Raw genomic sequence first — 19,269 nt, 5'->3', positions numbered from 1 at the left:
ATGTACACAGGGGAACGGATGGGCGGGAAAAGAAATTAGGCCCATCGGAAGGCCGCAAAGGGCGAACGCAGAGGCAAAAGTTGAAGCGTTTCACACAGCGAAGCTTAGAACTGAAATGTATGAAAACTCATTAACTTTCGTATTTGACAATCATTATCATTACGAATAGCTTGTCGCACGTCGTAGGAAGCCTCCTTAAGAGGTGCGCTCCCTCTCCTCTCTGAGACAAGGTGATTTCCATGGCGGAACAACTATCCACAGGTAAGTGCGATTCACCGTTACTCCAGGCATTCGTCGACAACCGCAGCATCCTGGTCAAGATCGCAGCCCGCATTACCGGCTGCCGCTCGCGCGCCGAGGATGTGGTGCAGGATGCCTTCTTCAGGCTCAGCGCCGCCCCGCAGATCACCTCATCGTTCAAGGCCCAGCTCAGCTACCTGTTCCAGATCGTGCGCAACCTCGCTATCGATCACTACCGCAAACAGGCCATGGAACTGAGGTACTCCGGCAGCGAAGAGGAAGGGATGAACGTGGTCATCCAGAACGCTTCACCTGAAGCCACCCACATCAACCTCGCCACCCTGGAACACATCGCCGACGCCCTCGAGGAATTGCCCAAGCGCACCCGCTACGCCTTCGAGATGTACCGCCTGCATGGCGTGCCGCAGAAAGATATCGCCAAGGAGCTGGGCGTCTCGCCGACACTGGTCAACTTCATGATCCGCGATGCGCTGATCCATTGCCGCAAGAGCAGCCGCCTGGGGTGAGGCCGTTGGAGTTGGGTAAACCCGCTCTTGCAGGGCCGCGTTTACCTCAGCGACCGTGCCACCACTCCTTACTGAATACGCGAGGGTCTTGCCAGAATTTAGTCGTGGGGCGCTTCGACGGTGATCTGGTACGGTCGGAAGATGCGCAGCAGTTCGCCATTTTCCCGCAACTGGCGCAGCAGGCTGGCGAACGCCTCGGGGCTGATGGACGCCCCAGGACGCAGCAGCGCGTAGTGGTGGTAGACCTGGTCGACCCGCTGCGATGCCAGCAACTGGCTGGAACTGTCCGGGTTGCGCTTGAGGAAATCGCTGAGATAGGAACGGGTGACCAGAGCGATGTCCGCACGCCCACGCTCGACCATGTTCAGGTTGCTGTCGTGGGAATAGGTCAGGGTCGCCCTGTAGCGCTTCTTCAACCACGCCGGGTCCGGATTGAAATCGGCGAAGGCGTAGTGGTAGCCATTGAACAACGCCAGGCGCTTGCCTTCGAGGTCGTCGAAGTAGTGCTGGTCACGCCCGGCCTGCTGGCGGCTGACGAAGATCTCGGCATCCTCCAGCCCCATGTCCACGGTATTGTGGGCAATTTCCTGCCAGCCCCACTGCGGGTTCTCGAAAATCGCCATGTCGGTGCGGCCTTGCTGGAAATCGCCAAAGCGCCGGGGGATCGAGGTGGGCACCAGGACGAAACGGTGCCGGGACTGCAAACGGTTCAACGCCTCGACCAATTGCGGCAGCAAACCGGTGTCGGCGCCCTGCTCGGGGCGCACGGTATAGGGTGGGAAGTGCGCCGCCCCGATCTTCACTTCCAGCACCTCGTCGGCCCGCGCCGCACTGCCCAGCGATACCGCGGCCAACAATAACAGGGAGGACGATACCTTGACGCTGGACAGTGGAATCAAGTCGGGACACTCATCACGGGTGGGGGCCTTAATGCGCCTAAGCTAGGCGTTTTCCCACACGGGCACAACCGCCGAATATGCCAAAGTGCCAGGGGATGCCGTGGCCCTCGACTTTGGCTACGCTCTACGGGCCGGCAGGCTCTAAAGAGTCCGTCGGCCTTCATGCATTGAAAGGGAGCCTGGCATGGGCCACTGGTTGGTGATCGACCTGGAAGCCACCACCGACGACGGTGGCTGGCCGGTCACGGAAATGGAAATCATTGAAATCGGCGCGAGCCTGGTCACCCGCGAAGGGCGCGAGGTCGATCACTTCCAGCGTTTCGTACGCCCCAGGCGGCGCCCGCAGTTGACGCCATTCTGCTGCCAACTGACCCACATCGCCCAGGCCGACGTCGATGGCGCAGAAAAATTCGACCTGGTCTGGCGCCAGTTCGAACAATGGCTGCAACCGCACCAGGCGCAGTTGCACGCATGGGTCAGCTGGGGCGACTACGACCGCAAGCAGTTGCTGCAGGAGTGGCAACTGCATCATGTGCGCAGCGTGCTGGAGCAGCTGCCGCATATCAACCTCAAGCAACGTTTCGCCAAGGCCCGCCATCTGCAGCGCCCGGCTGGCCTGAACAGTGCCCTGCAACTGGCCGGCCTGCAGTTTTCCGGGCAGCAGCACCGAGCCTTGGAAGACGCGCGCAACACCGCCCGCCTGCTGCCCTCGAGCCTGCCGCCGGGCACCGCCTGAAACAGATGACGCTGGGGCGGGCCTTGGGCATACTGGCCAGCCTTTTTTCATCCCTTTTCAGGAGTCGCCCGATGTTCAAGGTCAATGAGTACTTCGATGGCACCGTCAAGTCGATCGCCTTCGAAGGCAAGGAAGGTCCGGCCACCGTAGGCGTGATGGCCCCAGGCGAGTACGAGTTCGGCACCGCCAAGCGCGAGATCATGCATGTGGTTTCCGGCGCCCTGAGCGTGAAGCTGCCGGGTAGCGACAACTGGGAAACCTTCAACGCTGGCGACAAGTTCAACGTGGCCGCCGACAGCAAGTTCCAACTGAAGGTAGCCGTGGACACTGCCTACCTGTGCGAGTACCGCGACTAAGCACCAACCTGTAACGCCCTCATCGCCGGCAAGCCGGCTCCCACAGGGACGGCGCTTGGCTTTAGGGCAGCGTGGCCGGGGTGGGAGCCGGCTTGTCGTGGCGACGAACCGCAGCGATGGGCTGCAAAGCAGCCCCAAGCGGTCTAGACCTTGAGAAACGCCGCCACCCGCTCCGCCGCCGCCTGCATATGCTGCTCGTGGCTGAACCCCGAGGCCTTCAGCGGCTTCAGATCATGGTCCGCCGCCGCCAGCCAGCTCACCTCGATCGCCGGCGATAGCGCATACCCCTCGACCGCCTCGCGATTGCCCAGGGCATCCCGCTCGCCCTGCACGATCAGCGTGCGTGTGCGCAGGCCCGCAAGATGCTCCACGCGGGGTTTCTCCGGCTTGCCAACGGCATAGAACGGATACCCCAGACACACCAGCGCATCGGCGCCCAGTTCATCAGCCAACAGGCTGGCCATGCGCCCCCCCATGGACTTGCCACCTATGGCCAACGGCCCTGCGACTAAACGCCGCACCTGTTCGTATACAGTCCGCCAGGACTCCAGCAACACCTTCTGCGGATTGGGCGGCCGCTTGCCGCCATTCATCCGCCGTTCGGCCATGTAGGGAAACTCGAAGCGCACCACCCCTACCCCTTGCCCCGCCAGCCTTTGCGCCATGTCCTCCATGAACCCGCTGTCCATCGGCGCACCGGCGCCGTGGGCCAGGATCAGGCAGCCGCAAACGCCGCGATCCGCCGGAATTTGCGGAGGATCGCAGCGCAAGCCTGGGACATTTCCGATCTTCGCCCATTGATCCCCGTCAATACCGGCACTTTGCCCATTAATCATGCTTGCCTCGCTGTCTAGCCTGCCTATAACCGTGGATGGGAACCCATACATGAACACAACCAGCAGTACCGCCTACAACTACCAGGTGGTCCGCCAATTCGCCATCATGACGGTGGTGTGGGGCATCGTCGGGATGGGGCTCGGCGTCTTCATTGCCGCCCAGCTCGCCTGGCCCGCCTTCAACCTTGACCTGCCGTGGACCAGCTTCGGCCGCCTGCGACCCTTGCACACCAACGCGGTGATCTTCGCCTTCGGCGGCTGTGCCCTGTTCGCCACCTCGTATTATTCGGTGCAACGCACCTGCCAGACCACCCTGTTCGCGCCACGCCTGGCCGCGTTCACCTTCTGGGGCTGGCAACTGGTGATCCTGCTGGCGGCCATCAGCCTGCCGCTCGGCTACACCAGCACCAAGGAATACGCCGAACTGGAGTGGCCGATCGACATCCTGATCACCATCGTCTGGGTCGCCTATGCCGTGGTGTTCTTCGGTACGCTGATGAAGCGCAACACCAAGCACATCTATGTCGGTAACTGGTTCTTCGGCGCCTTCATCCTGACCGTGGCGATCCTGCATATCGTCAACAACCTGGAAGTGCCGGTCAGCCTGACCAAGTCCTATTCGCTGTACGCCGGCGCCACCGATGCCATGGTGCAGTGGTGGTACGGCCACAACGCCGTGGGCTTCTTCCTGACCGCCGGCTTCCTGGGGATGATGTACTACTACGTGCCCAAGCAGGCTGAACGCCCGGTGTATTCGTATCGCCTGTCGATCGTGCACTTCTGGGCGCTGATCACCCTGTACATCTGGGCCGGCCCGCACCACCTGCACTACACCGCCCTGCCCGACTGGGCGCAGTCGCTGGGCATGATCATGTCGCTGATCCTCCTGGCCCCGAGCTGGGGCGGCATGATCAACGGCATGATGACCCTCTCGGGCGCCTGGCATAAGCTGCGCAGCGACCCGATCCTGCGCTTCCTGGTCGTCTCCCTGGCGTTCTACGGCATGTCCACCTTCGAAGGCCCGATGATGGCCATCAAGACGGTCAACGCCCTGTCCCACTACACCGACTGGACCATCGGCCACGTTCATGCCGGCGCGCTCGGCTGGGTAGCGATGATCTCCATCGGCGCGCTGTACCACACCATTCCAAAAGTGTTCGGCAAGGAGCGCATGTACAGCCTCGGGCTGATCAACGCGCACTTCTGGCTGGCAACCATCGGCACCGTGCTCTACATCGCCTCGATGTGGGTCAACGGCATCGCCCAGGGCCTGATGTGGCGCGCGGTCAACAGCGACGGCACGCTGACCTATTCGTTCGTCGAAACCCTGGTGGCCAGCCACCCAGGCTTCGTCGTGCGCTTCGTCGGCGGCGTGATCTTCCTCAGCGGCATGTTCCTGATGGCCTGGAACACCTGGCGCACCGTGCGTGCCCCGGCTGACGAGCAAGCCACCGCCAATGCCCAGCTGGCTTGAGGAGTAGAGCCTGATGAAACACGAAGTCGTTGAGAAAAACATAGGCCTGATGGCCCTGCTGATGGTGTTCGCCGTCAGCATCGGCGGCCTGACCCAGATCGTCCCGCTGTTCTTCCAGGACGTCACCAACAAGCCGGTCGAAGGCATGAAGCCCTACACCGCCCTGCAGCTCGAAGGCCGCGACATCTACATCCGCGAAGGCTGCGTTGGCTGCCACTCGCAGATGGTGCGGCCATTCCGCGCCGAAACCGAGCGCTACGGGCACTACTCGGTGGCCGGCGAGAGCGTCTGGGACCACCCGTTCCTGTGGGGCTCCAAGCGTACCGGCCCGGACCTGGCCCGGGTCGGCGGCCGCTACTCGGACGACTGGCACCGCGCGCACCTGTACAACCCGCGCAACGTGGTGCCTGAGTCGAAGATGCCGTCCTACCCGTGGCTGGTGTCCTCGCAGGTCGACAACAGCCACACCGACGTCAAGATGCGCGTGCTGCGCAGCCTGGGCGTGCCGTACACCGACGACGACATCGCCGGGGCCAAGGACGCGGTCAAGGGCAAGACCGAGATGGACGCGCTGGTCGCCTACCTGCAGGTGCTCGGCACCGCGATCAAGAACAAGAGGTGAGTGCGATGGAAATGGACATCGGCATGATCCGCGGCCTGGGCACCCTGGTGGTGATGATCGCCTTCATCGGCCTGTCGCTCTGGGTGTTCAACCGCCGCCGCGACCGTGATTTCGCCGAAGCGCGCCTGCTGCCCTTCGTCGACGACCGCCTGCCCCCCGCCGGGCAGGAACCTGCTGCAATGAGGAGTACCCGGCAATGACCACCTTCTGGAGTACGTACATCAGCGTACTGACCATCGGCAGCCTGATCGGCCTGACCTGGCTGCTGCTCGGCACCCGCAAGGGCCAGAGCAGCGACACCACCGACCAGACCATGGGCCACAGCTTCGATGGCATCGAGGAGTACGACAACCCGCTGCCGAAATGGTGGTTCTGGCTGTTCGTCGGCACCCTGGTGTTCTCGGTCGGTTACCTGATCCTCTACCCGGGCCTTGGCAACTGGAAAGGCATCCTGCCCGGCTACGAGAACGGCTGGACCCAGGTGGATGAATGGCAGAAAGAAATGGACAAGGCTGACGCCAAGTTCGGCCCGATCTTCGCCAAATACGCCGCCATGCCCGTGGAGGAAGTGGCCAAGGATCCGCAGGCGCTGAAGATGGGCAGCCGGCTGTTCGCCTCCAACTGCTCGGTGTGCCACGGCTCCGACGCCAAGGGCTCGTACGGCTTCCCCAACCTGACCGACAAGGACTGGCGCTGGGGCGGCGAGCCGGAGACCATCAAGGCCTCGATCATGAACGGCCGCCACGGCGTGATGCCGGGCTGGGCCACGGTGATCGGCGAGCAGGGCGTGGCGGATGTCGCTGCGTTCGTGCTGACCAACCTCGATGGCCGCAGCCTGCCGGAAGGCGTCAAGGCCGACCCGGCCAAGGGCCAGGAGATCTTCGCCAGCAACTGCGTGGCCTGCCACGGCCCCACCGGCAAGGGTACCCCAGCCATGGGCGCACCCGACCTGACCCACCCGCAGGCGTTCATCTACGGCTCGAGCTTCGCCCAGCTACAGCAGACCATCCGTTACGGCCGCCAGGGCCAGATGCCGGCGCAGCAGGATATCCAGGGCAATGACAAGGTCCACCTGCTGGCGGCCTATGTCTACAGCCTGTCGCAGGATGAAGTGCCGGAAACCGTAACCGCCAAGTAAACAAGCGCAACACCCCTGTGGGAGCCAGACCGCTCCCACAGGCCCGCTCCACCCTCCCCGCCTTGCACCCCCTCCGAACACAACTAAGCTTGTTGCCACAGTGGCTCCGCTCGCAGCGACCGGAACAGACGTGGTGCACAGCCTGACATCACGCACCGATCCTGGACGCTCGAGCCTGCGGCTTTGGGATGTGCCTTGCGTGCCCGTCCCAGAAACAAAAGCTTGACCGATCGATCAGAAAAACCTGGAAAACGGTACACATTACAAATATTTATTTGTGTACAATCGTTCAGCCCCCAACGCCACGGGACGGTGGCGAAAAGGGTCCGGACACGGGTCGGCGTACATGACTTGCGTTGCCATAACCCTGGTGGTTATCAATACTGGCGCCGATTTACCAACCAACAAGAACACCCAAACCGTGGAACCTTAGAATGAGCACTGCAATCAGTCCGACTGCTTATAACTATAAGGTCGTCCGCCAGTTCGCCATCATGACGGTGGTCTGGGGGATCCTTGGCATGGGGCTCGGCGTCTTCATCGCCTCGCAACTGGTATGGCCCCAGCTCAACCTGGACCTGCCATGGACGAGCTTCGGCCGCCTGCGCCCGCTGCACACCAACCTGGTGATCTTCGCCTTCGGTGGCTGTGCCCTGTTCGGCACCAGCTACTACGTGGTGCAGCGCACCTGCCAGACCCGCCTGATCTCCGACAGCATGGCCGCCTTCACCTTCTGGGGCTGGCAGGCGGTGATCGTCGGCGCGCTGATCACCCTGCCGATGGGCTTCACCACCACCAAGGAGTACGCCGAGCTCGAATGGCCGCTGGCGATCCTGCTGGCCATCGTCTGGGTCACCTACGCCCTGGTGTTCTTCGGCACCATCGTCAAGCGCAAGACCAAGCACATCTACGTCGGCAACTGGTTCTACGGCGCCTTCATCGTGGTCACCGCGATGCTGCACATCGTCAACCACATCTCGCTGCCGGTGAGCCTGTTCAAGTCCTACTCGGCCTACGCCGGGGCCACCGACGCGATGATCCAGTGGTGGTACGGCCACAACGCCGTGGGCTTCTTCCTCACCACCGGCTTCCTGGGGATGATGTACTACTTCGTGCCCAAGCAGGCCGAACGCCCGATCTACTCCTATCGCCTGTCGATCGTGCACTTCTGGGCGCTGATCACCCTGTACATCTGGGCCGGCCCCCACCACCTGCACTACACCGCGCTGCCGGACTGGGCGCAGTCGCTGGGCATGGTGATGTCGATCATCCTCCTGGCGCCGAGCTGGGGTGGCATGATCAACGGCATGATGACCCTGTCCGGCGCCTGGCATAAGCTGCGCACCGACCCGATCCTGCGCTTCCTCGTGGTGTCGCTGGCCTTCTATGGCATGTCCACCTTCGAAGGCCCGATGATGGCCATCAAGACGGTCAACTCGCTGTCGCACTACACCGACTGGACCATCGGCCACGTCCACGCCGGCGCCCTTGGCTGGGTGGCGATGATCTCGATCGGCGCGGTCTACCACATGATCCCGAAACTCTACGGCCGCCAGCAGATGCATAGCATCGGGCTGATCAACGCACACTTCTGGCTGGCAACCATCGGCACCGTGCTGTACATCGCCTCGATGTGGGTCAACGGCATCACCCAGGGCCTGATGTGGCGCGCCATCAACGACGACGGCACCCTCACCTACTCCTTCGTCGAAGCCCTGCAGGCCAGCCACCCGGGCTTCATCGTTCGCGCCCTGGGCGGTGCGTTCTTCGCCTCCGGCATGCTGCTGATGGCCTACAACGTGTACCGCACCGTACGCGCCGCCAACCCGGTGGAGGCTGAGGAAGCCACCAAGATCGTCGTTGTGGGAGCCCACTGATGAAGCATGAAGCAGTCGAGAAGAACATTGGCCTGATGGCCTTCTTCATGGTCATCGCCGTCAGCGTCGGCGGCCTGACCCAGATCGTCCCGCTGTTCTTCCAGGACGTCACCAACAAGCCGGTCGAGGGCATGAAGCCACGCACCGCGCTGGAGCTCGAAGGCCGCGACATCTACATCCGCGAAGGCTGCGTCGGTTGCCACTCGCAGATGATCCGCCCGTTCCGCGCCGAGACCGAGCGCTACGGCCACTACTCGGTGGCCGGCGAAAGCGTGTGGGACCACCCGTTCCTGTGGGGCTCCAAGCGCACCGGCCCGGACCTGGCCCGCGTCGGCGGGCGCTACTCGGACGACTGGCACCGCGCGCACCTGTACAACCCGCGCAACGTGGTGCCTGAGTCGAAAATGCCGTCGTACCCGTGGCTGGTCGAGCACAAGCTCGACGGCAAGGACACCGCCAAGAAGATGGAAGTGCTGCGCACCCTGGGTACCCCCTACACCGATGAAGACATCGCCGGCGCCGCCGACGCGGTCAAGGGCAAGACCGAGATGGACGCGCTCGTCGCGTACCTGCAAGGCCTTGGCACCCTCATCAAGAGCAAACGGTGACCGTGATGGATATCGGGATGATTCGCGGCCTGGGCACCGTCGTGGTGCTGGTGGCCTTCGTGGGCCTGGCGCTGTGGGTGTTCAGCCCACGGCGCAAGCGGGAATTCGACGAGGCAACGCAATTGCCGTTCGCGGACGACCCCGAAGCCACCCGTCACGTCGAGCAAGCACAAGCTTCTAGGAGCAAAAAACAATGACAACCTTCTGGAGTCTGTACGTCACCGTCCTGACCCTGGGCACCATCTTCGCCTTGACCTGGCTGCTGCTGTCGACCCGCCGGGGCCAGCGCGAAGAGATTACCGACGAAGTCGTCGGCCACGCATTCGACGGCATCGAGGAGTACGACAACCCCCTGCCGAAGTGGTGGTTCTGGCTGTTTGTCGGCACCGTCGTCTTCGCCCTCGGCTACCTGGTGCTCTACCCGGGCCTGGGCAACTGGAAAGGCATCCTGCCGGGCTACGCATACGTCGACAACGAAAAGAAGACCGAGTTTTCCAACGGCCAGGCCGGCTGGACCGGCGTGCACGAATGGGAAAAGGAAATGGCCAAGGCCGACGCCCGCTTCGGGCCGATCTTCGCCAAGTTCGCGGCCATGCCGCTGGAGGAAGTGGCCAAGGATCCGCAAGCCCTGAAGATGGGCGCGCGCCTGTTTGCCTCCAACTGCTCGGTATGCCACGGCTCCGATGCCCGCGGCGCCTACGGCTTCCCCAACCTGACCGACAACGACTGGCGCTGGGGCGGTGAACCAGAGACCATCAAGACCACCATCATGAACGGTCGCCATGGCGTGATGCCAGGCTGGGCCACGGTGATCGGCGAACAGGGGGTGGCCGATGTGGCGGCCTTCGTGCTGACCAACCTTGACGGCCGCAAGCTGCCCGAGGACGCCAAGGCCGACCCGGCCAAAGGCAAGGAAATCTTCGCCACCAACTGCGTGGCCTGCCACGGCCCCGAAGGCAAGGGCACCCCGGCGATGGGCGCGCCCAACCTGACCCACCCGCAGGCGTTCATCTACGGTTCGAGCTTCGCCCAGTTGCAACAGACCATCCGCTATGGTCGCCAGGGCCAGATGCCGGCCCAGGCGCAGATGCAGGGCAACGACAAGGTGCACCTGCTGGCGGCGTACGTGTACAGCCTGTCGCATCAGGAGCAACAGCAGGCAGCAAAGGCCGAGTAACCCATGGGAGCGGCGGTGCACCGCTGCGACTTGCCCCGCGATGGTCGCGAAGCTGGCGACGCCATCGCGGGGCAAGCCCGCTCCCACGCCCACTTACAGGGCAAAAAGCTCAGACGACTGACCTGAATCAATTGACACCCGCCATAACACGATTCACACCACGAACCCAACGCGACTAAGTGTCGCAGTGCGCCCCGCATGCGCCATCACAGGCGTATCATGGGCCGCAGAGCGCTAGCAGAACGCGCGAGACTGCGGCCGGCACGCACTGGCCGCGGCATTTCTCCACTGCCGTGGGACTTGATGATGAGCAAGCAAATTCCGGTACATGATGTCACCCCGCCTGCCAGCAAAGGGAAGGATTCCGTCGACCTCTACGCCTCGCGCGAAAAAATCTACACCCGCGCCTTCACCGGACTCTTTCGCAGGTTGCGGATGGTCGGCGGCGCTGCTCTGTTCCTGCTGTATTTCGGCACCGTCTGGCTGAACTGGGGCGGTCACCAGGCCGTGTGGTGGAACCTGCCCGAGCGCAAGTTCTACATCTTCGGCGCCACCATATGGCCACAGGACTTCATCCTGCTCTCGGGCATCCTCATCGTCGCCGCCTTCGGCCTGTTCTTCATCACCGTGTACGCCGGTCGGGTCTGGTGCGGCTACACCTGCCCGCAGAGCGTGTGGACCTGGGTGTTCATGTGGTGCGAGAAAGTCACCGAGGGCGACCGCAACCAGCGCATGAAGCTCGACAAGGCGCCCATGAGCGCCAACAAGTTCCTGCGCAAGCTGGCCAAGCACAGCCTGTGGCTGTTGATCGGCTTCGTCACCGGCATGACCTTCGTCGGCTATTTCTCGCCGATCCGCGAGCTGGCCATCGAGTTCTTTACCGGCCAGGCCGATGGCTGGGCCTACTTCTGGGTCGGTTTCTTCACCCTGGCCACCTATGGCAACGCCGGTTGGCTGCGCGAGCAGGTGTGCATCTACATGTGCCCGTACGCGCGCTTCCAGAGCGTGATGTTCGACAAGGACACCCTGATCGTTTCCTATGACCCGCGCCGCGGCGAGACCCGCGGCCCGCGCAAGAAGGACATCGACTACAAGGCCAAGGGTTTGGGCGACTGCATCGACTGCACCATGTGCGTACAGGTCTGCCCCACCGGCATCGACATCCGTGACGGCCTGCAGATCGAGTGCATCGGCTGCGCCGCCTGCATCGACGCCTGCGACAGCATCATGGACAAGATGAACTACCCCAAGGGCCTTATCAGCTACACCACCGAGCACAACCTGTCCGGGCAGAAGACCCACATGCTGCGCCCGCGCCTGATCGGCTATGCCTTGGTGCTGTTGGTGATGATAGGCGCCCTGGTGACCGCCTTCGCCACCCGTTCGCTGGTGGGCTTCGACGTGGCCAAGGACCGCGTGCTCTATCGCGAGAACGCACAAGGACGGATAGAGAACGTCTACAGCCTCAAGGTGATGAACAAGGATCAGCGCGACCACATTTACGTGCTCGACGCCGCCGGCCTGCCCGACCTCAAACTCGAGGGCCAGCGTGAGATCCGTGTGGCCGCCGGCGATATCGTCAACCTGCCAGTGCAGTTGTCGGTCGCACCGGAACAGCTGCCCTCGACCACCAACGAAATCACCTTCATCCTCAAGGACGCCGACGACGGCGCCAGCCAGGTTGAAGCCAAGAGCCGCTTCATCGGCCCACAGATCCGCTGAGAGAGAACCTAGACAATGCCTGCCGCCACCGCCGCCAGCCCCTGGTACAAGCACCTCTGGCCCTGGATCATCATCGGCATCCTGGCCACCTCGGTATGCCTGAGCCTGACCATGGTCAGCATCGCCGTGCGCAACCCGGACAACCTGGTCAACGACAACTACTATGAGGCCGGCAAAGGCATCAACCGCTCGCTGGACCGTGAACTGCTGGCCCAGACCCTCAACCTCAAGGCCAGCGTGCACCTGGACGAGCTGACCGGCGAAGTCGAAGTGCGCCTGACCGGCAACAGCGACCCGCAGGTGCTGGAGCTGAACCTGATCTCGCCGACCCAGCCGGCCAAGGACCGCAAGGTGCAGCTGGCACGCACCGAGCCAGGCCGCTATGTCGGCCAGCTGGACGACAAGGTCGACGGCCGGCGCTTCGTCGAACTGCTCGGCAGCCAGGACGACCATGTGTGGCGGTTGTTCGAGGAGGAGAAGGTCGAGCATGGGGTAACCTTGCAACTGGGCGATGAAGCCATTCAAGGGGCCGAGCACCAGTAACAACGACACACCACACCTCGTGGGGGCGGGCCTGAAAACCAGCATTCCAGGCCCATCGCGGGGCAAGCCCGCTCCCACGAACCCGCTGTAGCACGAAGAGATGTCGATGAGCCAACCCACCCCCTGCTACCACTGCGCCCTGCCCGTTCCCGCCGGCAGCCGCTTCACCGCTGTGGTGCTAGGTGAGGCCAGGGCATTCTGCTGCCCAGGCTGCCAGGCAGTGGCAGAGTCCATCGTCGCCGGGGGCCTGGAGCACTACTACCAGCACCGCAGCGACACCAGCGCCAACCCCGAGGCCCTGCCCCGTCAACTCCAGGACGAGCTGGCCCTGTACGACCGCAGCGACGTGCAGCAAACCTTCGTGCGCCATGACGGCCAAATGGCCGAGGCCACCCTGCTGGTCGAGGGCATCAGTTGCGCTGCCTGCGGCTGGTTGATCGAAAAGCACCTGCGCACCCTGCCCGGCGTCGCCGATGCCCGCCTGAACCTGTCCAACCATCGCCTGCTGGTCAACTGGGACGACCAGCAACTGCCACTGTCGCAGTTGCTGGCTGGGCTGCGCCGCATCGGCTACGCCGCCCACCCCTACCAGCCCGACCAGGCTGCCGAACAGCTGGCCCGGGAAAATCGCAGCGCCCTGCGTCGCCTGGGCGTGGCCGGGCTGCTGTGGTTCCAGGCGATGATGGCGACCATGGCCACCTGGCCGGAATTCAACATCGACCTGTCGCCCGAGCTGCACACCATCCTGCGCTGGGTCGCGCTGTTCCTCACCACACCCATCGTGTTCTACAGCTGCGCACCATTCTTCAAGGGCGCGGCCCGCGACCTGCGCACCCGTCACCTGACCATGGACCTGTCGGTGTCGCTGGCCATCGCCCTGGCCTACTGCGCCGGGATCTGGACCGCCATCACCGGCCACGGCGAGCTGTATTTCGACACCGTGGGCATGTTCGCCCTGTTCCTGCTCACCGGCCGCTACCTGGAGCGCCGTGCCCGCGAACGCACCGCCGCGGCCACCGCGCAGCTGGTCAACCTGCTGCCGGCGTCGTGCCTGCGCCTGGACGCCAACGGCCAGGGCGAGCGCATCCTGCTCGGCGAACTGCAGTGCGGCGACCGCGTGCAGGTGCTACCTGGGGCCGTCATCCCGGCCGACGGGCTCATCGTCGACGGCCGCTCCAGCGTCGACGAATCACTGCTGACCGGTGAGTACCTGCCCCTGCCGCGCCGCGTCGGCGACCGGGTGACCGGTGGCACCCTCAACGTCGAAAGCACGCTGACGGTCGAGGTCCAGGCCCTGGGCCAGGATTCGCGCCTGTCGGCCATCGTCCGCCTGCTGGAGCGCGCCCAATCGGAAAAACCGCGCCTGGCGGAAATCGCCGACCGCGCCTCGCAATGGTTCCTGCTGTTCACCCTGGTCGCCGCCGCGGTGATCGGTGTCGTCTGGTGGCAGCTCGATGCGCCCCGGGCGTTCTGGATCGTCCTGGCCATGCTGGTCGCCACCTGCCCCTGCGCCCTGTCGCTGGCCACCCCTACCGCCCTCACCGCCGCCACCGGCAGCCTGCACAAGCTCGGCCTGCTGGTGACCCGCGGGCATGTGCTCGAAGGCCTCAACCAGATCGACACGGTGATCTTCGACAAGACCGGCACCCTCACCGAAGGCCGGCTGGCCCTGCGCAGCATCCGCCCGCTGGGCCGACTGGACGCTGACCAATGCCTGGCGCTGGCGGCGGCGTTGGAGAACCGCTCCGAACACCCCATCGCCCGTGCCTTCGGTCGCGCAGCGCAAGCGGCTGAAACCGTCACCGCCGTGCCTGGGCTGGGCCTGGAAGGCATGCTGGCAAGCCAGCGCCTGCGTATCGGCCAGGCGACCTTCGTCTGCGCACTCAGCGGCGCCGAGGTACCCACCGTGCCGGAGCCACACGGGCAATGGCTGCTGCTCGGGGACCGGCAAGGGCCACTGGCCTGGTTCGGCCTGGATGACCACCTGCGCGACGACGCCCAGGACCTGGTGACGGCCTGCAAGGCACGCGGCTGGAGCACGCTGCTGCTGTCCGGCGACAGTTCGCCGATGGTCGCGCAGGTGGCCGCGCAACTGGGCATCGACCAGGCCGTCGGCGGCCTGCGTCCGGATGACAAGCTCGCCCGCCTGAAAACGCTGCAAGGCGAAGGGCGCAAGGTGCTGATGCTTGGCGACGGCGTCAACGATGTACCGGTGCTGGCCGCCGCCGACATCAGCATCGCCATGGGCAGCGCCACGGACCTGGCCAAGACCAGCGCCGACGCGGTGCTGCTGTCCAACCGCCTGCAGGCGCTGGTGCAGGCCTTCGACCTGGCCCGCCGGACCCGCCGCAACATTATCGAGAACCTGCTTTGGGCGACGCTGTACAATGGCCTCATGCTGCCGTTCGCCGCGCTCGGCTGGATCACACCGGTGTGGGCGGCAATCGGCATGTCGGTCAGTTCGCTGATCGTGGTGCTCAACGCCTTGCGCCTGACCCGGCTGCCCTTCGCAGCAGCCTCCGTCGTGCGTGAGCCGGTGTCGCTCGAAAGGAAACCGCTATGCCCGCCCTCTACGTGATGATCCCCGCCGCCCTGCTGCTGGTCGGCATCGCTGTGTACATCTTCTTCTGGGCAGTGGACAGCGGCCAGTACGACGACCTGGAAGGCCCGGCCCACAGCATCCTGTTCGATGACCAGGACCCCTGCCACCAGGCGGCCGTGAAGCCTGAGGGCGAAAAGCCCAAAGACCAGGACACGATCCCGCGTGCCTGAACTGATCCCCCTGCTGGGCTCGGCGCTGGTCCTGGGCCTGCTCGGTGGCGGCCATTGCCTGGGCATGTGCGGCGGCCTGATGGGCGCGCTGACCCTGGCCATCCCCCCCGAGCAGCGCAGCCGGCGCCTGCGCCTGCTGCTGGCCTACAACCTCGGGCGTATCCTCAGCTATGCCGCCGCCGGCTTGCTGCTGGGCCTGGCTGGCGTGGCCCTGGCCAGCAGCCCGCTGGCGACCGGTTTGCGGGTCGCGGCCGCGTTGCTGCTGATCGCCATGGGCCTGTACCTGGCCGGCTGGTGGAGCGGCCTGACCCGTATCGAGGCACTCGGGCGCGGGCTTTGGCGGCACGTGCAGCCGCTGGCCACCCGTTTGCTGCCAGTGTCCAGCCTGCCCCGAGCCTTGCTGCTCGGCGCCCTGTGGGGCTGGTTGCCGTGCGGCCTGGTGTACAGCACCCTGCTGTGGGCGGCGAGCCAGGGCGACGCACTGCACAGCGCTGCGCTGATGCTGGCGTTCGGCCTGGGCACCTGGCCGGTGCTGCTGGCCACGGGGCTCGCCGCAGAGCGCTTCGGCGCTCTGTTGCGCAATCGCGGGGTACGCATGGCCGGTGGCATGCTGGTTATCCTGTTTGGTTTGTGGACGCTGCCTGGCCCGCATCAGCACTGGTTGATGGGACACTGATCGCGGGGCAAGCCCGCTCCCACGCCAGGCTTGCAACAGGGTCGCCAACTCACCTTGATACAAATCAACACGACTTCTTACATCCGCCCCTAGACTCCGGACACTGCAGCTCTATCCGGGGATTACCCACATGCTCGACGACCTACGCTGGGACGCCGACCTGATTCGTCGCTACGATCTGGCCGGGCCACGCTACACCTCCTATCCAACCGCCGTGCAACTGCACGGCGAAGTGGGCTCGTTCGACCTGCTCCACGCCTTGCGCGAGAGCCGCCGCGCCACACGCCCCCTGTCGCTGTACGTGCACGTGCCGTTCTGCGCCAACATCTGCTACTACTGCGCCTGCAACAAGGTCATCACCAAGGACCGTGGCCGCGCCGCGCCCTACCTGCAACGCCTGGAGCAGGAAATCCAGCTGATCGCCTGCCACCTCGACCCTAAACAAGTTGTTGAGCAACTGCACTTCGGTGGCGGTACGCCGACCTTCCTGAGTCATGTGGAACTGCGCCAGCTGATGGCCACCCTGCGCCAGCACTTCCACCTGCTGGACGATGATTCCGGCGACTACGGTATCGAAATCGACCCACGCGAGGCCGATTGGTCGACCATGGGCCTGCTGCGCGAGCTGGGCTTCAACCGCGTCAGCCTCGGCGTGCAGGATCTGGACCCCGCCGTGCAGCGCGCGGTCAACCGCCTGCAAAGCCTGGAGCAGACCCGCACCCTGATCGAAGCGGCGCGCACCCTGCAGTTCCGCTCGATCAACCTGGACCTGATCTACGGCCTGCCCAAGCAGACACCGGAAGGTTTCGCCCGCACCGTCGAAGAAGTGATCCGCCTGCAGCCCGACCGTTTGTCGGTGTTCAACTACGCGCACCTGCCCGAACGCTTCATGCCCCAGAGACGCATCGACAGCAGCGACCTGCCAGCTCCGGCGGCCAAACTGGAAATGTTGCACGCCACCATCGACCAACTGACCGCCGCTGGCTACCGCTACATCGGCATGGACCATTTCGCCCTGCCCGACGACGAGCTGGCCATCGCCCAGGAAGAAGGCACACTGCAACGCAACTTCCAGGGCTACACCACCCACGGCCACTGCGACCTGATCGGCCTGGGCGTGTCGGCGATCAGCCAGATCGGCGACCTCTACTGCCAGAACAGCAGCGACCTCAACACCTACCAGGACACCCTCTCCACCGCGCAACTGGCGACCCAGCGCGGCCTGATGTGCAACCAGGACGATCGCCTGCGCCGGGCGGTAATCCAGCAATTGATCTGCCACTTCGAACTGGATTTCGAAGCGATCGAACAGGCCTTCACCATCGATTTTCGCGGCTACTTCAAGGAGCAGTGGCCGCAACTGCAGGCCATGCAACGCGACGGCCTGATCAGCCTGGACGCCAAGGGCATCCGCATCCTGCCGGCCGGCCGCCTGCTGGCGCGCTCGGTGTGCATGGTATTCGACGCTTACCTCGCGCAGCAGAATCGCCAGCGTTTCTCGCGGGTGATCTGAGGCGATTGAGGCGTTTCACCGCATGGACAGACCGCCTTTCGAGGCACACTATGGACAGTTGAACGGTGTCGGGACACACCTTCCACACCGCTGCTAGCGTGCACCAAAAATGCGCACACTGGCCTACAGCCCATGCCGCGGGTTATCCTTACGGCTTATGTGTGCTTTCCCACAAGGATCGAAAGAAATGTCCGAGCCAGTAAAACTGCGCCCACACAACCAGGCCCACTGCAAGGATTGCAGCCTGGCCCCCCTGTGCCTGCCCCTGTCCCTGAACCTGGAAGACATGGACGCACTGGATGAAATCGTCAAACGCGGCCGCCCGCTGAAGAAAGGCGAGTTCCTGTTCCGCCAGGGTGACAATTTCGGCTCGGTCTACGCAGTACGTTCCGGTGCCCTCAAGACCTTCAGCCTCAGCGACAGCGGCGAGGAGCAGATCACTGGCTTCCACCTGCCCAGCGAGCTGGTCGGCCTGTCCGGCATGGACACCGAGGCCTACCCGGTGTCGGCCCAGGCCCAGGAAACCACCTCGGTGTGCGAGATCCCCTTCGAGCGCCTGGATGAACTCTCGGTACAGCTGCCGCAGCTGCGCCGCCAGCTGATGCGGGTGATGAGCCGCGAGATCCGCGACGACCAGCAGATGATGCTGCTGTTGTCGAAGAAGACCGCCGACGAGCGCATCGCCACCTTCCTGGTCAACCTGTCGGCGCGCTTCCGCGCCCGTGGTTACTCGGCCAACCAGTTCCGCCTGAGCATGTCGCGCAACGAGATCGGCAACTACCTGGGCCTGGCGGTGGAAACCGTGTCGCGGGTGTTCACCCGCTTCCAGCAGAACGGCCTGCTCAAGGCCGAGGGCAAGGAAGTGCACATTCTCGATCCGATCCAGCTGTGCGCGCTGGCCGGTGGTGCACTCGAGGTCTGACCGCCGCGCTAAAAGGGTATACTGACGCGGAGTTTTTCCAGGATACCCGCCCCATGCACAGCGACACCTTCGACCTCAAAGCCCTGATCCGCCCGGTAGTGGACTTCCCCAAGCCGGGCGTGATCTTCCGCGACATCACCCCGCTGTTCCAGTCGCCGCGCGGGCTGCGCTATGTCGCCGACCAGTTCATCGAGCGCTATGTCGAGGCCGAGTTCAGCCATATCGGCGCCATGGACGCGCGAGGCTTCCTGATCGGCTCGATCATCGCCCACCAGCTGAACAAGCCGCTGATCCTGTTCCGCAAGCAGGGCAAGCTGCCGGCCGACGTGCTGTCCGAGGGCTATCAGACCGAATACGGCGAGGCCTTCCTGGAAGTGCATGCCGACAGCCTCTGCGACGGCGACTCGGTATTGATCTTCGATGACTTGATTGCCACCGGCGGCACCCTGCTGGCCGCGGCCAACCTGGTGCGCCGCACCGGCGCCCAGGTCTTCGAGGCGGCGGCGATCATCGACCTGCCGGAGCTGGAAGGCTCGCGTCGCCTGCAGGCGGCCGGCGTGCCGACCTTCTGCCTGACCGAGTTTTCCCTGAGCGAATACTGAGTTCGCTTTCAAAACGATCGCGGTGCGCC

General features: G+C 64.2%; 21 protein-coding genes. 19 read left to right on the top strand and 2 right to left on the bottom strand.

Features of this window, described 5'->3' with window-relative positions:
* Positions 1-239 precede the first annotated feature (239 nt).
* Positions 240-767, top strand: coding sequence for an RNA polymerase factor sigma-70 (locus LU688_RS09440; RefSeq protein WP_023632290.1), 528 nt, complete (start codon positions 240-242; stop codon positions 765-767).
* Positions 768-865: 98 nt separating this feature from the next.
* On the opposite strand, the gene LU688_RS09435 is transcribed toward LU688_RS09440, so the two are convergent.
* Positions 866-1,666 (bottom strand): substrate-binding periplasmic protein, encoded by an 801-nt coding sequence (locus LU688_RS09435; RefSeq protein WP_094010585.1) that lies wholly within the window; start codon positions 1,664-1,666, stop codon positions 866-868.
* A gap of 184 nt (positions 1,667-1,850) precedes the next feature.
* Here LU688_RS09435 and LU688_RS09430 point away from each other — a divergent pair, with 184 nt between their 5' ends.
* Positions 1,851-2,402, top strand: coding sequence for a 3'-5' exonuclease (locus tag LU688_RS09430; protein WP_094010586.1), 552 nt, complete (start codon positions 1,851-1,853; stop codon positions 2,400-2,402).
* 71 nt (positions 2,403-2,473) lie between these two features.
* Positions 2,474-2,758, top strand: a complete 285-nt coding sequence (ppnP, locus tag LU688_RS09425; RefSeq protein WP_038705716.1) for a pyrimidine/purine nucleoside phosphorylase — start codon at positions 2,474-2,476, stop codon at positions 2,756-2,758.
* A gap of 143 nt (positions 2,759-2,901) precedes the next feature.
* Here the strand turns inward: ppnP and LU688_RS09420 are convergent, their stop codons facing one another.
* Complete coding sequence (locus tag LU688_RS09420; RefSeq protein ID WP_094010754.1) at positions 2,902-3,594, bottom strand: alpha/beta family hydrolase; 693 nt, start codon at positions 3,592-3,594, stop codon at positions 2,902-2,904.
* Positions 3,595-3,643: 49 nt separating this feature from the next.
* Between LU688_RS09420 and ccoN (LU688_RS09415) the strand changes: the two genes are divergently transcribed.
* From ccoN (LU688_RS09415) to LU688_RS09340, 16 genes are all read left to right on the top strand, one after another.
* A complete protein-coding gene (ccoN, locus tag LU688_RS09415) occupies positions 3,644-5,068 on the top strand; it encodes a cytochrome-c oxidase, cbb3-type subunit I (protein ID WP_038705715.1) in 1,425 nt (474 codons plus the stop codon).
* A 13-nt stretch (positions 5,069-5,081) separates the two neighbouring features.
* Positions 5,082-5,690 (top strand): cytochrome-c oxidase, cbb3-type subunit II, encoded by a 609-nt coding sequence (gene ccoO / locus LU688_RS09410; protein WP_038705714.1) that lies wholly within the window; start codon positions 5,082-5,084, stop codon positions 5,688-5,690.
* Positions 5,691-5,695: 5 nt separating this feature from the next.
* A complete protein-coding gene (locus LU688_RS09405; RefSeq protein WP_023632287.1) occupies positions 5,696-5,890 on the top strand; it encodes a cbb3-type cytochrome oxidase subunit 3 in 195 nt (64 codons plus the stop codon).
* Entirely contained in the window at positions 5,887-6,828 is a 942-nt protein-coding gene (gene ccoP / locus LU688_RS09400) for a cytochrome-c oxidase, cbb3-type subunit III (RefSeq protein ID WP_038705713.1), read from the top strand. Before LU688_RS09405 ends, ccoP (LU688_RS09400) begins: the two co-directional genes overlap by 4 nt.
* A 434-nt stretch (positions 6,829-7,262) precedes the next feature.
* On the top strand, positions 7,263-8,705 hold the full coding sequence (gene ccoN, locus LU688_RS09395) for a cytochrome-c oxidase, cbb3-type subunit I (protein ID WP_023631368.1): 1,443 nt from the start codon (positions 7,263-7,265) through the stop codon (positions 8,703-8,705).
* Positions 8,705-9,313, top strand: a complete 609-nt coding sequence (ccoO, locus tag LU688_RS09390; RefSeq protein WP_023631369.1) for a cytochrome-c oxidase, cbb3-type subunit II — start codon at positions 8,705-8,707, stop codon at positions 9,311-9,313. The genes ccoN (LU688_RS09395) and ccoO (LU688_RS09390) overlap by 1 nt, the downstream gene beginning before the upstream one ends.
* Before the next feature lie 5 nt (positions 9,314-9,318).
* Positions 9,319-9,510 (top strand): CcoQ/FixQ family Cbb3-type cytochrome c oxidase assembly chaperone, encoded by a 192-nt coding sequence (locus LU688_RS09385; RefSeq protein ID WP_031315534.1) that lies wholly within the window; start codon positions 9,319-9,321, stop codon positions 9,508-9,510.
* Positions 9,507-10,490, top strand: a complete 984-nt coding sequence (gene ccoP / locus LU688_RS09380; RefSeq protein WP_038705712.1) for a cytochrome-c oxidase, cbb3-type subunit III — start codon at positions 9,507-9,509, stop codon at positions 10,488-10,490. The genes LU688_RS09385 and ccoP (LU688_RS09380) overlap by 4 nt, the downstream gene beginning before the upstream one ends.
* Positions 10,491-10,796: 306 nt before the next feature.
* On the top strand, positions 10,797-12,212 hold the full coding sequence (gene ccoG / locus LU688_RS09375) for a cytochrome c oxidase accessory protein CcoG (RefSeq protein ID WP_023631365.1): 1,416 nt from the start codon (positions 10,797-10,799) through the stop codon (positions 12,210-12,212).
* A 15-nt stretch (positions 12,213-12,227) separates the two neighbouring features.
* Entirely contained in the window at positions 12,228-12,755 is a 528-nt protein-coding gene (locus LU688_RS09370) for a FixH family protein (protein ID WP_094010587.1), read from the top strand.
* 106 nt (positions 12,756-12,861) lie between these two features.
* Entirely contained in the window at positions 12,862-15,333 is a 2,472-nt protein-coding gene (locus tag LU688_RS09365) for a heavy metal translocating P-type ATPase (protein WP_160291084.1), read from the top strand.
* On the top strand, positions 15,315-15,527 hold the full coding sequence (gene ccoS / locus LU688_RS09360; RefSeq protein WP_023633108.1) for a cbb3-type cytochrome oxidase assembly protein CcoS: 213 nt from the start codon (positions 15,315-15,317) through the stop codon (positions 15,525-15,527). The genes LU688_RS09365 and ccoS overlap by 19 nt, the downstream gene beginning before the upstream one ends.
* Entirely contained in the window at positions 15,520-16,203 is a 684-nt protein-coding gene (locus LU688_RS09355; RefSeq protein ID WP_038705710.1) for a sulfite exporter TauE/SafE family protein, read from the top strand. The genes ccoS and LU688_RS09355 overlap by 8 nt, the downstream gene beginning before the upstream one ends.
* Before the next feature lie 130 nt (positions 16,204-16,333).
* On the top strand, positions 16,334-17,716 hold the full coding sequence (gene hemN / locus LU688_RS09350; RefSeq protein ID WP_038705709.1) for an oxygen-independent coproporphyrinogen III oxidase: 1,383 nt from the start codon (positions 16,334-16,336) through the stop codon (positions 17,714-17,716).
* A gap of 187 nt (positions 17,717-17,903) precedes the next feature.
* Positions 17,904-18,638, top strand: a complete 735-nt coding sequence (gene fnrA, locus LU688_RS09345; protein ID WP_023630845.1) for a Crp/Fnr family transcriptional regulator FnrA — start codon at positions 17,904-17,906, stop codon at positions 18,636-18,638.
* 53 nt (positions 18,639-18,691) lie between these two features.
* A complete protein-coding gene (locus LU688_RS09340) occupies positions 18,692-19,240 on the top strand; it encodes an adenine phosphoribosyltransferase (protein WP_038705708.1) in 549 nt (182 codons plus the stop codon).
* Positions 19,241-19,269 lie beyond the last annotated feature (29 nt).

Source organism: Pseudomonas soli (genome assembly GCF_021283165.2).
Lineage (GTDB): Bacteria > Pseudomonadota > Gammaproteobacteria > Pseudomonadales > Pseudomonadaceae > Aquipseudomonas > Aquipseudomonas soli.
This window is presented reverse-complemented; position numbering and strand designations above follow the sequence as displayed.

Bases quoted from the DNA above. Each gene is read 5' to 3' on its own strand.
- ccoO (WP_038705714.1), top strand. From the start codon at position 5,082: ATGAAACACGAAGTCGTTGAGAAAAACATAGGCCTGATGGCCCTGCTG.
- ccoN (WP_023631368.1), top strand. From the start codon at position 7,263: ATGAGCACTGCAATCAGTCCGACTGCTTATAACTATAAGGTCGTCCGC.
- LU688_RS09430 (WP_094010586.1), top strand. From the start codon at position 1,851: ATGGGCCACTGGTTGGTGATCGACCTGGAAGCCACCACCGACGACGGT.
- ccoP (WP_038705713.1), top strand. From the start codon at position 5,887: ATGACCACCTTCTGGAGTACGTACATCAGCGTACTGACCATCGGCAGC.
- ccoN (WP_038705715.1), top strand. From the start codon at position 3,644: ATGAACACAACCAGCAGTACCGCCTACAACTACCAGGTGGTCCGCCAA.
- ppnP (WP_038705716.1), top strand. From the start codon at position 2,474: ATGTTCAAGGTCAATGAGTACTTCGATGGCACCGTCAAGTCGATCGCC.
- fnrA (WP_023630845.1), top strand. From the start codon at position 17,904: ATGTCCGAGCCAGTAAAACTGCGCCCACACAACCAGGCCCACTGCAAG.
- ccoG (WP_023631365.1), top strand. From the start codon at position 10,797: ATGAGCAAGCAAATTCCGGTACATGATGTCACCCCGCCTGCCAGCAAA.
- LU688_RS09420 (WP_094010754.1), bottom strand. From the start codon at position 3,594: ATGATTAATGGGCAAAGTGCCGGTATTGACGGGGATCAATGGGCGAAG.
- LU688_RS09340 (WP_038705708.1), top strand. From the start codon at position 18,692: ATGCACAGCGACACCTTCGACCTCAAAGCCCTGATCCGCCCGGTAGTG.
- LU688_RS09370 (WP_094010587.1), top strand. From the start codon at position 12,228: ATGCCTGCCGCCACCGCCGCCAGCCCCTGGTACAAGCACCTCTGGCCC.
- ccoO (WP_023631369.1), top strand. From the start codon at position 8,705: ATGAAGCATGAAGCAGTCGAGAAGAACATTGGCCTGATGGCCTTCTTC.
- LU688_RS09440 (WP_023632290.1), top strand. From the start codon at position 240: ATGGCGGAACAACTATCCACAGGTAAGTGCGATTCACCGTTACTCCAG.
- hemN (WP_038705709.1), top strand. From the start codon at position 16,334: ATGCTCGACGACCTACGCTGGGACGCCGACCTGATTCGTCGCTACGAT.
- LU688_RS09385 (WP_031315534.1), top strand. From the start codon at position 9,319: ATGGATATCGGGATGATTCGCGGCCTGGGCACCGTCGTGGTGCTGGTG.
- LU688_RS09405 (WP_023632287.1), top strand. From the start codon at position 5,696: ATGGAAATGGACATCGGCATGATCCGCGGCCTGGGCACCCTGGTGGTG.
- ccoS (WP_023633108.1), top strand. From the start codon at position 15,315: ATGCCCGCCCTCTACGTGATGATCCCCGCCGCCCTGCTGCTGGTCGGC.
- LU688_RS09365 (WP_160291084.1), top strand. From the start codon at position 12,862: ATGAGCCAACCCACCCCCTGCTACCACTGCGCCCTGCCCGTTCCCGCC.
- ccoP (WP_038705712.1), top strand. From the start codon at position 9,507: ATGACAACCTTCTGGAGTCTGTACGTCACCGTCCTGACCCTGGGCACC.